The sequence below is a fragment of the Macrococcus sp. S115 genome, from assembly GCF_030067655.1.
Lineage (GTDB): Bacteria > Bacillota > Bacilli > Staphylococcales > Staphylococcaceae > Macrococcoides > Macrococcoides psychrotolerans.
Map to the genome: position 1 here is coordinate 547746 of NZ_JASJES010000001.1, position 15103 is coordinate 562848.

16 protein-coding genes are annotated in these 15103 nt (G+C 35.9%); 6 read left to right on the top strand and 10 right to left on the bottom strand.

What is annotated here, in order from left to right:
• Window positions 1-153 precede the first annotated feature (153 nt).
• The 4 genes from ltaS to QNJ52_RS02770 all read right to left on the bottom strand — a co-directional run bounded on the left by ltaS (window position 154) and on the right by QNJ52_RS02770 (window position 5849).
• On the bottom strand, window positions 154-2091 hold the full coding sequence (gene ltaS, locus QNJ52_RS02755; RefSeq protein ID WP_283721828.1) for a polyglycerol-phosphate lipoteichoic acid synthase LtaS: 1938 nt from the start codon (window positions 2089-2091) through the stop codon (window positions 154-156).
• 198 nt (window positions 2092-2289) lie between these two features.
• The gene (locus QNJ52_RS02760; RefSeq protein ID WP_219494019.1) at window positions 2290-3234 is read right to left on the bottom strand and encodes a 5-oxoprolinase subunit C family protein; all 945 of its coding nucleotides are present in this window, start codon (window positions 3232-3234) and stop codon (window positions 2290-2292) included.
• A 370-nt stretch (window positions 3235-3604) separates the two neighbouring features.
• Window positions 3605-5284: an aminodeoxychorismate synthase component I gene (gene pabB, locus QNJ52_RS02765; protein ID WP_283721829.1), complete on the bottom strand. Its 1680-nt coding sequence runs from the start codon at window positions 5282-5284 to the stop codon at window positions 3605-3607.
• Entirely contained in the window at window positions 5268-5849 is a 582-nt protein-coding gene (locus QNJ52_RS02770; protein ID WP_283721830.1) for an anthranilate synthase component II, read from the bottom strand. The genes pabB and QNJ52_RS02770 overlap by 17 nt, the downstream gene beginning before the upstream one ends.
• 171 nt (window positions 5850-6020) lie before the next feature.
• Between QNJ52_RS02770 and queC the strand changes: the two genes are divergently transcribed.
• The 5 genes from queC (at window position 6021) to QNJ52_RS02795 (ending at window position 8887) form a co-directional block, all read left to right on the top strand.
• Window positions 6021-6686: a 7-cyano-7-deazaguanine synthase QueC gene (gene queC / locus QNJ52_RS02775; protein ID WP_086038221.1), complete on the top strand. Its 666-nt coding sequence runs from the start codon at window positions 6021-6023 to the stop codon at window positions 6684-6686.
• Complete coding sequence (locus tag QNJ52_RS02780) at window positions 6686-7099, top strand: 6-pyruvoyl trahydropterin synthase family protein (RefSeq protein ID WP_283721831.1); 414 nt, start codon at window positions 6686-6688, stop codon at window positions 7097-7099. The genes queC and QNJ52_RS02780 overlap by 1 nt, the downstream gene beginning before the upstream one ends.
• Window positions 7096-7809 (top strand): 7-carboxy-7-deazaguanine synthase QueE, encoded by a 714-nt coding sequence (queE, locus tag QNJ52_RS02785; protein ID WP_165980801.1) that lies wholly within the window; start codon window positions 7096-7098, stop codon window positions 7807-7809. Before QNJ52_RS02780 ends, queE begins: the two co-directional genes overlap by 4 nt.
• A gap of 68 nt (window positions 7810-7877) precedes the next feature.
• On the top strand, window positions 7878-8480 hold the full coding sequence (locus QNJ52_RS02790) for a hypothetical protein (RefSeq protein ID WP_283721832.1): 603 nt from the start codon (window positions 7878-7880) through the stop codon (window positions 8478-8480).
• A gap of 152 nt (window positions 8481-8632) precedes the next feature.
• Window positions 8633-8887, top strand: a complete 255-nt coding sequence (locus QNJ52_RS02795; RefSeq protein ID WP_283721833.1) for a GlsB/YeaQ/YmgE family stress response membrane protein — start codon at window positions 8633-8635, stop codon at window positions 8885-8887.
• 43 nt (window positions 8888-8930) lie between these two features.
• Here the strand turns inward: QNJ52_RS02795 and QNJ52_RS02800 are convergent, their stop codons facing one another.
• Both QNJ52_RS02800 and QNJ52_RS02805 read right to left on the bottom strand, forming a co-directional pair.
• A complete protein-coding gene (locus tag QNJ52_RS02800) occupies window positions 8931-9656 on the bottom strand; it encodes a YwiC-like family protein (RefSeq protein ID WP_283721834.1) in 726 nt (241 codons plus the stop codon).
• A gap of 129 nt (window positions 9657-9785) precedes the next feature.
• Window positions 9786-10622 carry an aldo/keto reductase gene (locus QNJ52_RS02805; RefSeq protein ID WP_283721867.1) on the bottom strand — a complete coding sequence of 279 codons (837 nt, stop codon included), beginning with the start codon at window positions 10620-10622 and terminating at the stop codon, window positions 9786-9788.
• A 122-nt stretch (window positions 10623-10744) separates the two neighbouring features.
• On the opposite strand from QNJ52_RS02805, the gene QNJ52_RS02810 reads away from it, so the two are divergent.
• Entirely contained in the window at window positions 10745-11530 is a 786-nt protein-coding gene (locus QNJ52_RS02810; protein ID WP_219494006.1) for a TIGR00266 family protein, read from the top strand.
• A 65-nt stretch (window positions 11531-11595) separates the two neighbouring features.
• Here the strand turns inward: QNJ52_RS02810 and QNJ52_RS02815 are convergent, their stop codons facing one another.
• The 4 genes from QNJ52_RS02815 to QNJ52_RS02830 all read right to left on the bottom strand — a co-directional run bounded on the left by QNJ52_RS02815 (window position 11596) and on the right by QNJ52_RS02830 (window position 15007).
• Window positions 11596-12306 (bottom strand): pseudouridine synthase, encoded by a 711-nt coding sequence (locus QNJ52_RS02815; protein WP_283721835.1) that lies wholly within the window; start codon window positions 12304-12306, stop codon window positions 11596-11598.
• Window positions 12307-12358: 52 nt separating this feature from the next.
• Complete coding sequence (locus tag QNJ52_RS02820; protein ID WP_219494003.1) at window positions 12359-12658, bottom strand: DUF3817 domain-containing protein; 300 nt, start codon at window positions 12656-12658, stop codon at window positions 12359-12361.
• 1 nt (window position 12659) lies between these two features.
• Window positions 12660-13997 (bottom strand): hemolysin family protein, encoded by a 1338-nt coding sequence (locus QNJ52_RS02825; protein WP_283721836.1) that lies wholly within the window; start codon window positions 13995-13997, stop codon window positions 12660-12662.
• Window positions 13998-14224: 227 nt separating this feature from the next.
• The gene (locus QNJ52_RS02830) at window positions 14225-15007 is read right to left on the bottom strand and encodes an alpha/beta fold hydrolase (RefSeq protein ID WP_283721837.1); all 783 of its coding nucleotides are present in this window, start codon (window positions 15005-15007) and stop codon (window positions 14225-14227) included.
• Window positions 15008-15103 lie beyond the last annotated feature (96 nt).

Sequence of the window (15103 nt, forward strand, 5' to 3'; positions counted from 1 at the left end):
AATTTTGTCGCCAGGGTCAGCATTTTTTTCACCGTCAATAATCATTTATTCATCGCTGAATTTAATAAAAAATGCGATTCTTGGCCCTCAGCAAAAGAAAACCGGTCAATATAGAAAACAATTTAAGTTTTCTATATTGACCGGCTTTCTTTATTATTGAGATACGTCACCATTATCATAATGGTATTTTGAAGCGTTAATTTTCTCAAACTCTGGATTGTTATAGAATCTTAACAAGTCACCATTGATAAGCGCATCAGACATTTCTAATTCTTTTTCAGCTTGTCTTTTTATTGTTTCTGCTGCAGCCTCTTGCTTTTTATCTGTTAGAGGCTGGTTTGTTTTGTTGCTGTAAAAGACTCCATTAATCGATTTATATTCTGATGTTATGAAATCACCGTTTCTAAATGTTACAGTATCCTTGTGCTGTTTAGAGAATAAATCCGTCCCAAACATCACATATGGTTTAGCATCAATTCCAAGCAAATGTAATAACGTCGGTGCTACGTCTACCTGAGCTGCATACGTATGGTCAACCTTACCTTCAACACCTGGCACTTTAAGGAATAGACCTGTACGCTGTAGGTCCATAAATTTAGTTGGCGTAATTTCTTCGCCTAATAATTTTGCCATCGCTTTATTATGGTTTTCAGATATACCATAATGATCACCGTAAATTAATATTACAGAATCATCATAGAGTCCTTCTTTTTTCAAATCTTCTATAAACTGCTGAACTGCTTCATCTAGATATCTTGCAGTTTGTACATACCCGTCGACAGTAGGGTTACCTGTTTCAGGTGAATCTATTGTTGCTTCAGCTTTATCAATCGTAAATGGATAGTGATTTGTTAATGTGATCAGATGAGAGTAGAACGGTTGTTTCTCATTCTTTAAATATGGGATTGACTCTTTAAAGAACTCTTTGTCTTTCAATCCTAAGTTCTCTAAGTTTTTCTCGCTCATATCATAATACGTCGCATCATAGAATTTATCGATACCGAAGTGTTTATACACCTGATCTCTGTTCCAGAATGTTTTATAATCTCCATGCATAACAGAAGTTGAATATCCTTGTTGCTGATTCATAATCGCAGGTAACGACTGATACGTATTATCACCTTTCAATGAATAAGCTGAACCTTGCTGCAAGCCATAAATTGAGTTATCCATCGTTAATTCTGAATCGCTTGTCTTACCTTGGCCAGTCTGATGGAAGAAATTATCATAATAAATAAAATCTTTATTTCCTGAAGCAAGTGAATTTAAGAATGGTGTTACTTCCTCGCCGTTCACTTTATAGTTGATCAAGAATGTCTGGAAGCTTTCAAGATGAATCTTAATTACATTCTTCTCTTTAGCAATACCGAATGTAGCACCATTTGGTGCAGCATATTTCGTTTTTGTATATGACTGCACTTGCGCTAAGTCATCCGAACTCGCATGTGCTTTTTGCTGGTTATTCTGAATCGTCTGGATACCGTCATATACGGTAAAGTTATACGGCCCAAGATATTTGACTAAATATTTATGGTCAAACGTTCTTGTTAATAATTCGGGACGATCCGTTTCAGCAAAGGCCAGGTTCAGGAAAAATAAAGATACTGAAACACCCATTACAACCGGGATATACTTTTTCTTGAATGAACGTGTAGAAAAGTACTGCTTTTTCATCAATAATAAATATAAGAATCCAAAAATATCCAGGAAATAAATAAAGTCATACCATTTAAATGAACTCCACAACGCACCTGACATTGATTCTACGTTGCTCACCTGGTTTAATGTACTAAAAGTAATAAAATCTGAGAAAAATCTGAAGTAAACGACATTAGAATAAAGAAGGAATGTTAACAGAAACCCTCCAATATAAATAAACCAATAAGCTTTTCTACCTTTAAAGAATAAAAACACACTTAAAATTAGTGCCACCAAACTATAGGGGTTCATCAGTAATATTAAGTTCTGGATTAATCCTTTAACGCCTAATGATAAATCAATATAATAGGCAAAATATGTCTTTATCGAAACTGTGATAACAGTTAACAGGAAAAACATAAAAACTGTAATCCTTTTATCTTTCATCTTCATACCTCCATTTATTCAGAATATCTATATACTTCCGACTATATATATTTATGATGTTTATAATACTTACAATGAATTATTCTTTGTAACAGTGTTGTAATATTTATCGTACAATATATTAATCTATACTTATTCTCAACAATTTTCAAGTATTATTACTTAAAAATGATAACAAATGTGTAATTTGTTTCTTTAGAGCATTTATTTACTTAACTCAATATTGTGCTGGAAAGCAATTTGATGCATAACCGTTTTAATCCAGTTTTCATAACTTTCTTTTTGACGCACCATCTCTTCTTGATCCACCCATTTAAATAACAGCTTCGAACCGGGTTTCTTCTGGGAAAGCTTAGCGAGATGATAATCTGCGATATAAGCGAACTGAACATAATCATCATCTTGGGTAATGTGCTTCAAAGATATCGCGATGTCATGCTGATGCGTAATTTGTAGTGTACCGCAGCGCTCAACAGAAACATTATTATTTGAAATCAATTTCACTTTCTGCCCTTCCAGTATAAACCCCGTTCTATCAAAGTGCTGCGTCACTGTATAAGTGTCTTGTGTCAGCTGTTTTCTTGATAAAGTATCGAGTGCTGCTGTACTGATAATATGAAATACATCTGAATAATAAAGTCGCGCGAGCGAATAGGCATCGATTCCCCAAGTAGCGCACTTCTGATGTTCTAGGTTATCAAACATTTTTTTGTGGAGTTCGTTATAATCACGTTCAAGCTCGATTCGTGTTCCCGCCTTTAAGACAATGTTGCCGCTCAGATTGTTTACAAAGTGCATCCCACCTGCAACAGCCATATATACACGTGTCCCTTTTTTGGGCTGGCGAAACTTTAGCACGTCACCTTTTTCCATTAAATGCACTTTAAAAGGTGCAATCTCACGCTCGTCTGTATAGGCATAGAATTCTGCGCCGGTTAACGCAATCAGCGTACGTTCTTCAAAACGTATCACTGGTGCAGTGAAGGTCATCTCTAACGTTTCTCTCGTTATATCATTACCAAGTAATGCATTACCTAATATATGCGCCAGACTATCACAGGGTCCAGACAGTGAAGTTGCTGCATATGCGACATCATTGATCTGCTGCAGACTCGTAAATACGCCCGTCGTTTCGAATACAATTGACATTTGATTGCTCCTTTATAATTATTATAAATTCATTTACATAACCATACATCAGCCCAAAGACCTAAAAAAACTACCGATAACTATGATCGGTAGAATAAATTTGAAAAATCAATCAGTATATTCTGGAAGCAAAACGTTATTACCGCAACAACTAATAATGCGCCGAACATTGTTATATAAAGATAAATATAAGCTTGTTTTATATTTTGAGCTTTGAACTCGTCGATAATTACCCTGTTCATTATGTAGACGCCAAGCGATAAACCTGTCAGCAACATCAGTATGATGATTATATTTAAAAACATTGCATCACCTAATCTCTCAATAATTTATACTATATTGTAACTTAAATTTTTTATTTGCGCATCAATTACAAAATGATTTTCACTTCAGACCACTCTCTTAAACTATTGATCATATAAATAGTGAGTCGTCCTGATGCATACATGTCTATAAATTCTTCAATCGTGATATCCTGTTCTGAAACCTTGCCTTCATCTAGTAGCTGCTGTTTCATACAACCTTCAAGAATATAATGCTGCGCACTCGGTGTATAATAGTTATCATTAATTTTATAGACTAAATTTCCTATATTAAATTCTAAGAGATACCTATCATAATATAGTGCAAGCTCCTGCTCTGGCTGTGTATAGTGGGTACGGACGGAAGTCTTATGCTGATAGAAGCGTTCATCACCTTGCACAGATGGGAGGAGCTCCGCAGTAAATACTTTCTTATCTGGTAACGGTTCTGTCGTAGCGTTTAAAATGCCATCCATACTAAGTGTAACTCTATACCTTCCATTCTTTGGCTTATTATCACGAATAAATGCTTTTACATTGTCTAAATCTACATTAATATTAAATGCTATAATGCCACGCCATAATCGTTCCAGATGGTACTTTTCTCTTTGGATAATACTATCAGTAACGCGCATCGTCTCAATTAATTCGAAGTGTGGCTGCACGACTTGTGTCTTTGCGATAATTTCTTCATATTCCGCTTGTGGATGTGAGTCAATTGTAATCCCACCGCCTGCGCTATATACTGCTTCATTATGGTGCAAGGAGATTGTACGAATCGGAATATTAAATATCATATAATCATCTGGCTTAATAAAACCAATCGTCCCACAATAAATTCCTCTTGGTGACTCCAGTTCATTAATGATTTTCATCGTCGAAATTTTAGGTGCGCCAGTAATTGAGCCACACGGGAAAAGCGCACGCATAATTTCATACAATGAATGGTTGTTATTCGTTGCCGTAATTGTTGAAGTCATTTGGAATACTGTTTGATATCGTTCCACTTCAAACAGTTGATCGACCTTCACACTGCCCTTTTTCGCGATACGACTTAAATCATTACGTAATAAATCGACGATCATCACATTCTCTGCTTTATCTTTACTTGAGTTTTTGAGCTGTTCGTAGTTTTTAGCATCTTCTGCTTCGTTACTGCCGCGCTCAAGCGTACCTTTCATCGGTCTCGTTAACAGCTGATTATTCAGTACATCATATTGGAAGAAGAGTTCCGGTGAAATGCTGATGATATAATCGTCCCCATCTTCTACATAAGCCGTATAGTTGCCGTTTTGTGCACTCAAGTATTGATAGAGTGCGTATGGATCTTCTGTTAATGTCGCTTTAAGTCGTGTCGTATAATTAACTTGATACGTGACACCTTGTCGAATATATTCCTGGATAGATTCTACAGCTTTCATGATTTCTTCAGCAGATTGTTCAAAAGTAAACTGTGTTTTCAATGGTTCTGCATTTACATATTCAAATGCATCATAATCTTCAAAGTAATAAAACAATGCAAGAGGCCCATCTATATGATGAACTTTCATAAGTGGATTAAACAGTTTCGCCGCTTCATACTTAATCGCAGTGACAACATATAGTCCACTCTCTTCTGCTTCTGTTAAAGCATTTAGCATACCGTCTTCTGTATACACTCTATCTACTTTTACAGGGTTCGTAAAGGTATATTGAACAGGTATCGTCTTACCATCGCGATAGAGCTGAAAGTTAATGACCGCGCGCATGAAATTCACGTCCTAACGATAAGAAATTGTTGAGCATCATATAGCCGGAAGTTGTGAGTACAGATTCTGGATGAAACTGAATACCGTAAATCGGCCATGATTCATGTGCTACACTCATCACAATATTATCCGTTATACCGGTAACGATTAATGGCCTTTGAATCTTGTCCATCGTTCCTAAAGAGTGATATCTTGCAACTTGTGCCGGCGCTTCTACACCTTGGTATAAGTCTGTACCGTCATGTTCTACATGGCCGATATGCCCGTGTACTGGTGACAGCTTCTTAATTTCATGATTAAAGTGCTGCATGATCACCTGAAAACCAAGACATATGCCAAGAATCGGAATACGGCCTCCGAATGTATCGATAACTTTATGTGCGATAATTGCTTCTGCCGGATGTCCCGGACCTGGTGATAGAATAATAAATTCCGGCGATAATCGATCTATATGTTCAATGGTCACAACTTTAGAACGAACGACTTGAACAGTTTCATCCATTGCCTCTAAATAATGAACGATATTATATGTAAACGAATCATCGTGGTCTATCATTAAAATCATAAACTTCACTCATTTCTAAAAACGTTTTCTTGAAGTAACAGATATTATTATACACGCTTTTCTGTTATAATGAGTAGCGAATTCAATATAAGAGGTTCCTAGCGCACACCCTCTATAAAAAACTAGAACGACACCGCTAGGATTGGTGTCTTTTTTAATGGAGTGAATATAATGAAACAACTGAATTCTAACAAAGCGCTGGTCGTCTTTAGTGGCGGTCAGGATAGCACAACATGCATGTTCTATGCGATGCATCATTATGATGAGGTAGAACTTGTAACCTTTAACTATGGGCAACGTCATGCTCTTGAAATCGATATCGCAAAACAAATTGCAGAAGAACAGAATTTAAAACATCATGTCCTTGATATGTCTTTACTCTCACAGTTATCACCGAATGCATTGACGCACCACGACTTAACAATCGAAGAGGATGATATTCCAAATACATTCGTTCCTGCGCGTAACTTGCTGTTTATGAGCTTTGCGGCGGCACTTGCGTATCAGATTAATGCGAAGCATATCATTACCGGCGTCTGTGAAACAGACTTCTCAGGATACCCTGACTGCCGTGATAACTTTATTAAGTCACTGAATGTCACGATTAACTTATCGATGGATCTAAACTTTGAAATTCATACACCATTAATGTGGCTTGATAAGAAAGAAACTTGGGCGCTTGCAGATACGTTAGGACAACTGGACTATGTTCGTAACAAAACATTAACATGCTATAACGGAATCCCTGCAGACGGATGCGGAGAGTGTCCAAGCTGTAAACTGAGAAATAAAGGTCTTAACCAATACTTGCAAGAAAAAGAAAGCGGTGACTTATAATGATGCAGCAACTATATCCTCAAGTGAATCATAATTATGCATTTGAAATGAACAAAGATATTAACTTCTCTGCCGCACACTTTATTCCGAATGAGAAGGCAGGTGTATGCAGCCGTGTTCACGGACACACATACTTTGCGAATGTAACAATTGGTGGAAATGAACTAGATGAAATGGGATTTCTCGTTAATTTCAGAGATATAAAATCTATCATCAATGATACGTTTGACCATCGTTTAATGAATGATTTAGAAGCATTTCAAGGCACACCACCATCAACAGAAAGCGTTGCGAAGCTCATATTCGAAAAAATTGAAGCACATTTAGATACACTTTCACATGGACCAAAAGTGCTGCAAGTCTATTTACGTGAAACACCAACAAGCTACGTATTATATAGAGGTAAACGATAATGAAGATACCTGTACTAGAAATATTCGGTCCAACGATTCAAGGTGAAGGTGCAGTTATCGGGCGCAAGACGATGTTTGTCAGAACAGCAGGCTGTGACTTCAGCTGCGCTTGGTGTGACTCGAAGTTTACATGGGATGGTACGATGAAAGATGAAATTGAAATGTTATTACCCGAAACAATCTATGAACGTCTTCAGTCTATTGCACCTAATCAGTTTAATCATGTCACGATATCGGGTGGTAATCCTGCGCTGATAAAAAATTTAGCTGGATTTGTATCGTTATTACACGATAAAGGTATTGAAGTGGCGCTCGAAACACAAGGTACGAAATTCCAGAGCTGGATGACTGAAATCGATCAGTTGACGATTAGCCCGAAACCGCCAAGTTCAACGATGACACACGATTTAGACCAGCTGGACGCTGTGATTCGTGAGCTGGATTCAGATAAAGTAACATTAAAAGTGGTTATCTTTAATGATGAAGATTATCATTTCAGCAAAATGATTCATAAACGCTACCCACATATTAAAATGTATTTACAGGTTGGTAATCCCTATCTTGATGATACTGTAGAAGACCATACTTCAAGACTACTTTCACATTATGAAACATTAATCGATAAAGTAATGCCGGACAGTGAAATGAATGATGTGTATATAACGCCACAACTGCACACATTGCTCTGGAGTAACAAAAAAGGTGTATAATAATCATTGTGTTTCATTTTATGTAAACGTTATAATTGAAACACGATTGAAATTTAAGGAGACACTTTATGAGTTACTTGCTGATAGGAAATTTATTAATGACGCTCTTCGTATTTCTGTTCTTTAACTTTAAAGAACAGAACATGACATATATTCATTTGAATATATCTACGATGATCGTAGTATTAACGAACTATCCATTACTTGGACATGCAAACTTTATTTCTAAAACATTCGTGCTTTTTATCGGTTCGATAAGTGTCATGCATCTATACTTACGCTATTATCATTCCGATAACTATAACATCTATATTCACTATAAATGGCTGCACTTATTATTAGCTTTACTCTTTAATATATCAATACCATTTATTATTATACATAGTGACGAATCTGTTTATTTATCAAGTCCATATTTGAGCGTTTCATTTTTTATCATCGGTCTTATTATGTATCAGTTATCAGAAGTAAACGGTACAGTAAAGTGGTTTCAGTTTGAATATTTAAATATATACAAATATATTAACCATCCGAAACGTATCGGAGAATATTTATTTGCAATTAGTTTTATATTACTCGTAATGTTTATTCCATATAATTACGTCTATTTCATTTTAGGAATACTATACATCATTTATATTAAAAAAAGCTTACTGTTTAACAATCAATAAGCTTTTTTATGATTATATTAAAATTAATTTTCATTAATTTTAATAAAAATGTTTATCTCCTTTTTTACGTGGTATTTATGAATCATAAGCGAAACGCTTATAAACGTTTTTATAATATTCGTTTAAATTGTTTAATATAGGAGGAAATTATTATGGGCTTTATTTTAACAATTATTATGGGTGGTCTGATTGGTTGGATCGCAGGTATGATTATGGGTACTGATATTCCAGGCGGAAAAATCGGTAATATCATTGCCGGTCTTATCGGTGCATCTATCGGTGGTAACTTATTAGGAGAAATGGGACCAACAATTTGGGGCGTAAGTATTATCCCTGCATTAGTAGGTACAATCCTTTTAATTGCAATCGTATCAATTGTATTACAATTAATGCACAAACGTCGTTAATATACGGCAAACAGTAAGAGCAGCGAATTCGCTGCTCTTATTTTTATGTGATGATATTAAAAAATAAACCGATAAATATTGTAATAAACACCGCATTCGCAATTTCCAGCACCCCTATTTTAATGGGTTTAAGCTGCTTGCCGTATAATATTACTGCACGAATCAAACTCGGTAAAAATGCGATGAGTAACAGTGGATGAATAAAGTAGCCTACGATAACAAGTAAAACATGGTATACCCATGACATATTACGATAATGGATATTCTTCTTCTCACGAATCATCGTCTTCACGTAGAATACTGTTCCAATGAAGTACGCTACACTTAATCCGAATACATAAATCATCGGCCATTCAAATTGATGAGATTGAATATAGTATGTCAGCACGCCTGCAATCGAGAAAATCATAACTGCTGAGAAATCATTAACAATATGGCGTTCGTTACGTGCTTTTGCAAAGAAATAATTGATAATACCAAACGGTAGCATTGCTAAGAAAAACATCATAACTTTATATTCATAAATGATTATCGGTATATAACAAATTGCAGCGATGAATAAAAACAATAATGCGCACTTTAAGTATCCGATTTCCTTCTTTCTCTGCTTCACATAAAACAGAAAATGATCTGCAAAGAAAAATGTCATAAACCATCCTGCAAAAAAGAGCAGCTGAAATATATTAAACTTTGTTGCAAACATTCCGAACAATACAGGCATAATAATCATTGCCCATGCGCCATGCTGATTTGGTTTTTTAAATTTCATACGCTCACCTCAAACTTATTGTACAACAAACATACATTTAATATATATGTTAAAAACCATTAATTGTGACGAACTCATGAAAAAGAGATGGTGCCATTGAACATCACCATCTCATCGTTTATTCAATATTTACTTCATATCCCCAATTTTAATCTTATCCGGATCTTTAAATTGACGTTCATTTCTATTTAAATTATTAATTGCTTCTATATCTTGTTCCATTAACTCAAAATGACAAACATCAATATTCTCTTTAATACGTTCTATGTTTGATGACTTAGGAATGACGATTCGGCCACTGTCGATATGCCATCTAATAATGACTTGTGTTACTGTTTTGTTATATTTTTCTGCGATACGCTTCAACGTTTCGTCTTCAAACAGTGCTCCGCCTCGCATTAATGGGCTCCACGCAGTAACTGCAATGCCTTTATCTTTACAGTACTGCTGCAGCGTATCTTGATTAAAAATCGGATGATACTCAATTTGGTTTACTGCAGGTACTACAGTTGTTTCTTGTAGTAACTTATTCAGATGATGTTCTTTGAAATTAGCGACCCCTAACGCTTTAATCTTCCCTTCGTGATACAGTTCTTCCATCGCTTTATAACTTTCAACGAATAATTCGTCTTCCGGACATGGCCAGTGAATCAAATAAAGATCTACATAATCCATATCTAATTTCTGAAGCGAATCATTGAATGCTTTCTTCGTTGATTCATAACCTTGATGATCATTCCACAGTTTCGTCGTAATAAACAGTTCTTCTCGTGGTATATTGCTTTCGTTCAATGCTTTACCGAGCGAGACTTCATTAAAATAGAAGTGCGCCGTATCGAACGCACGGTACCCTGCATCTAGTGCGGCATTAACGACCTCTGACATTTCTTCATCCGAAATTTTGTACACACCGAGTCCAATTTGTGGCATAGTTACACCATTGTTTAACTGAATATGGTTCATAATTATCATCTCCTTTATTAAATCATACACTAAACAAGCTTTCTTACAAAATGAATATCATTATATTTTTAGACGCTTCAAATATTTAGTATAATAATGATAATCTTAATAAATGGAGGAAAATAATGAACAATCACGAAATAGACTACAAAATTTATGGCGATGATATGCAATATGTTGAAATTGAGCTTGATCCAAATGAAACAGTGATATCTGAAGCGGGCAGTATGATGATGATCAATCCAAATATTCATATGGAAACAATCTTTGGTGATGGTTCAACAAGCGGTGGCAATGGATTTATGGATAAATTATTTGCAGCAGGCCGTCGTACATTAACAGGCGAAAGTTTGTTTATGACAACATTTACAAACCGTGGAACAGGTAAAGACCATGTCTATTTCGCAGCACCATATCCAGGTAAAATCATTCCGATCGATTTATCTCAATTGGGAGGAGAATTTATTTGTCAGAAAGATGCTTTTCTAGCAGCTGCTAAAGGCGTACAAATTGGAATTGCACTTCAGAAACGTTTAGGTGTTGGCTTCTTCGGTGGAGAAGGATTCATCATGCAACGTTTATCAGGTGATGGTATGGCGTTTATCCATGCAGGGGGTGCCATTATGAAACGTGATCTACAACCTGGAGAAACTTTGCTGGTAGATACAGGCTGTTTAGTAGGTATGACAAAAGATGTAGCGTACGATATCGAGACAGTACCGGGACTTAAAACAAAACTTTTTGGGGGCGAAGGTATATTTTTAGCGCGATTACGTGGCCCAGGAAGTGTTTATGTGCAATCACTGCCATTCTCAAGATTCGCAAGTCGAATCTTTGCTGCAGCTCCTGTTACTGGTAAACAAAAGGGAGAAAGCGGTATCGGTGGACTATTTGATATGTTCAGTGATTAATGCGTAGAAGCGCCAAAACGATACTTTTTAATCGTTTTGGCGCTTCTTTTCTGATTTACTTATATTTAACGTTTTGGCACATACTTCAACGTCGAAAAAAGTTCATCCTTTTCATTTTCAGTTAAATCTTTCCATTCTCCAAGTTTTAAGTCATCCACCAATATATTCATCACGCGAATTCGACGCAATTGCTTCACTTCATATCCTAATGCTTCTGTCATACGTCTGATTTGTCGATTCAATCCTTGCGTTAATATAATTTTGAATGTCTTCGCATTTAATCTCTCAACTTCTGCAGGTAATGTCACAGTATCCAATATTGCCACACCTTCTGACATCTGTTTCACGAAATCATCAGTTATGGGTTTATCAACAGTTACGATATATTCCTTTTCATGTCGACCTTCCTTACGTAATATTTCGTTTACGATATCACCATCATTCGTGAGCAAGATTAAGCCTTCTGAATCTTTATCTAATCTACCGATATGAAATATACGTTCACTATGCCCCACAAAATCAACGATATTCCCTTTAATATGGCGCTCAGTTGTCGATGTAATACCACGAGGTTTATTCAGCTTAATATATACGTATCCTTTATCTGTGTTCAATGTCACAACTTTGTTATCGACTTCAATACTATCACCTTCTGTCACCTTACTGCCAAGTTCAGCTTTAACGCCATTAATCTTTATGCGTCCTGCTTCGATCCACTTATCAGCTCCACGACGTGAGCAAATGCCCGCTTCTGATAAATACTTATTAATTCTCATACAACCAGCAACCTTTCAAAGTAAAAGCGTCTGAGGCATTGCCTCACACGCTTCAATAATATTTTGAACGAATATAATAATGATCATACACAAATGTGCCAAATGGTATGAATGCTACAATAAGACCGATGACCGGCCACTTCATAGGCCATTTCGTACGAATCGTTATTAATATTAATGTAATTACATACACTGTGAATAAAAACCCATGAATTGAACCTATTATTGTTACAACTTCAGGCTTTCCAGCTGAATATTTAAGGGGCATTGCAATACCTAATAATAACAAGAGTGAGCCCCCTTCTAGGAAACCAAAGAATCTAAACACACTCTTCAAAGTACTACTTTCCATATTACGCTTCCTCTTCTTCGTCTGGATTATTTCTTGAAGCATTGAAGTCTTTATGCAACGCAACAGTGATAATCTGATGGTTCTCAGATTCTAATACAACCCATTTGTCATACTTAGTATCAATGTAATCATCTTTCTCAATATCGGGATTTTGCGCTTGAATCCATCCCCCTATCGTATCAATATCGTCTGAATCTTCAAACTCTATACCAAACTTCTCAGTAATATCATCTAATAATACACGACCATTAATCTGGTATGTATCGTCTCCAGTCTTAATAATATCATTCACTTCATCATCATCAAATTCGTCACGAATCTCTCCGACAATCTCTTCCAATATATCTTCCATCGTAATAATCCCTGCTGTACCGCCGTATTCATCAATAACAAGTGCAATATGCACACGTTCACGCTGCATCTTAATTAAAGCATCACTAATGCGCGTCACTTCATGAATTAACGGCAGATCATGAATATGATCCTTAATACGTACAGGATTACCCGAAGCATATTTCGTTAGAAATTCTTTTACATTAATAAATCCAATAATATGATCTTTGTCGCCATCTTCAGTAATTGGATAACGTGTAAATTGATGTTCGTTAATCACTTCTAACAACTCATCAATATTGAATGGTTGTGTTAATGATACCATCTGCGTTCTCGGTACCATAATATCCTTTGCTAATCGCTCGTCAAAACTAAAGATGTTCTGCATATACGCAAGCTCTGTATGGTTGATTTCTCCACCTTGATAACTCTGGGTCATGATAATCTTCAGCTCTTCTTCACTCATCGCCTGTTCATGATCTGCAGGCTGGACACCAAAGATACGTAAGATTAAACGGGCCGTACCGTTCATAGCAAAGATCAATGGTTTCATAATAATACCAAAGAAATAAAGGGGTCTAGCAAATGCTAAAGTCATCCTCTCGGCATATTGGATAGCTAGAGACTTCGGTGCAAGTTCTCCGATAACTACGTGAATAAATGTAACGATAAAGAAACTTAAGAATATCGTTATTGGCTTACTCAAATCAGTTGGGATATGGAATAAATGTAGAACAGGATGAATTAATGCTTCGAATGTTGATTCACCAATCCAACCAAGCCCTAAAGCTGTTACTGTAATACCAAGCTGACATGCTGATAAATAATAATCTAGATGATGCACCATATGTTGTACAATCTTTGCAGCAGAATTACCTTCTGATACAAGCTGATCAATTCTTGAAGTTCTTACCTTAACTAAACTAAATTCTGATCCTACGAATAATGCAGTGAGTGCGATTAATAATGCGAATAATAATAAATTTGATATGGTCTGTATGTCCAATTAATTCCCTAATACTAGGGATTCACCTCCGAAATATGTTTGGTGACTACGCAAGTCACATTTGATTTTTGTTACGGTTATTTCATGATTTAAATTTGCTTTTATACAATTTATGACCTTCCCAACAGTAGTCACCTCCTCGGTAGATTACTCAATATTTTATCACAAATTTGTGTACATTAATATTACAGTGTATTTAAATACACTGTAATATCTAAATTAAAGCTTTAAGCATTAGCGGAATGGATATTAATAAATGTCTTACTCAAATCATTAAAACGTTCTGGCTGATCGATATTACATACATGTCCAGAATCTTTAATCACTTCTAGGCTAAAGTTTCCATTTTCTTTCACTACCTTTTCAACTGGCGGGATAAACAAATAATCCTCTTCTCCCATAATAAACAATGTCGGTATGGTCTTCGTTGCGACTTGCAGATGACTTAGATAAGGATTGATCAGTTTCGTCAAACTAAACCATTTCACAAATTGCTTCTGACTCATCTTCTTTGCTTCGTTTATGAAAGCGAGACGTGATTCTTCATGAGCCTTCTTCGGCATAATAATCCATGCAAACAGTTTATATAGCAACATAAACGGAATAAGATTCTTTGTTAGTCGTCCAATCATCAGCAAGAATTTCGTACGAATATCAAGCGATATAATCGCACCTCCTAACACGAGTGATATCACTCGTTCAGGATATTTGTTCGCCACTGTTTGAGAAACGATTGTCCCCAAGCTCATTCCGATAATATGTGTCTTTTGGATACCAAGTTCATCCAGTACTTCGACAACTTCTAAGGCAAGTGTCTTAAATGAGTCCTCCTTCTTCCAGATTACTTCCGATGAACGTCCATGGCCGCGAAGATCTACGAGTAATATGTTAAAATCTTTTCTGAAGTATCGTATTTGTTTAAACCAAATCGTCGAGCTTCCCCCTGCACCATGAATAAATGTAATCCAAGGTGCGTCTTTATCTTTTATATATGTTTTATAATATAGCATCCATATCATCCGTTCTTTTATTTCACAATTAATAAGTAATGATATTATACCCCATTTATTATATATTACGCAGTAAATAATGAGAAAAGATTTATA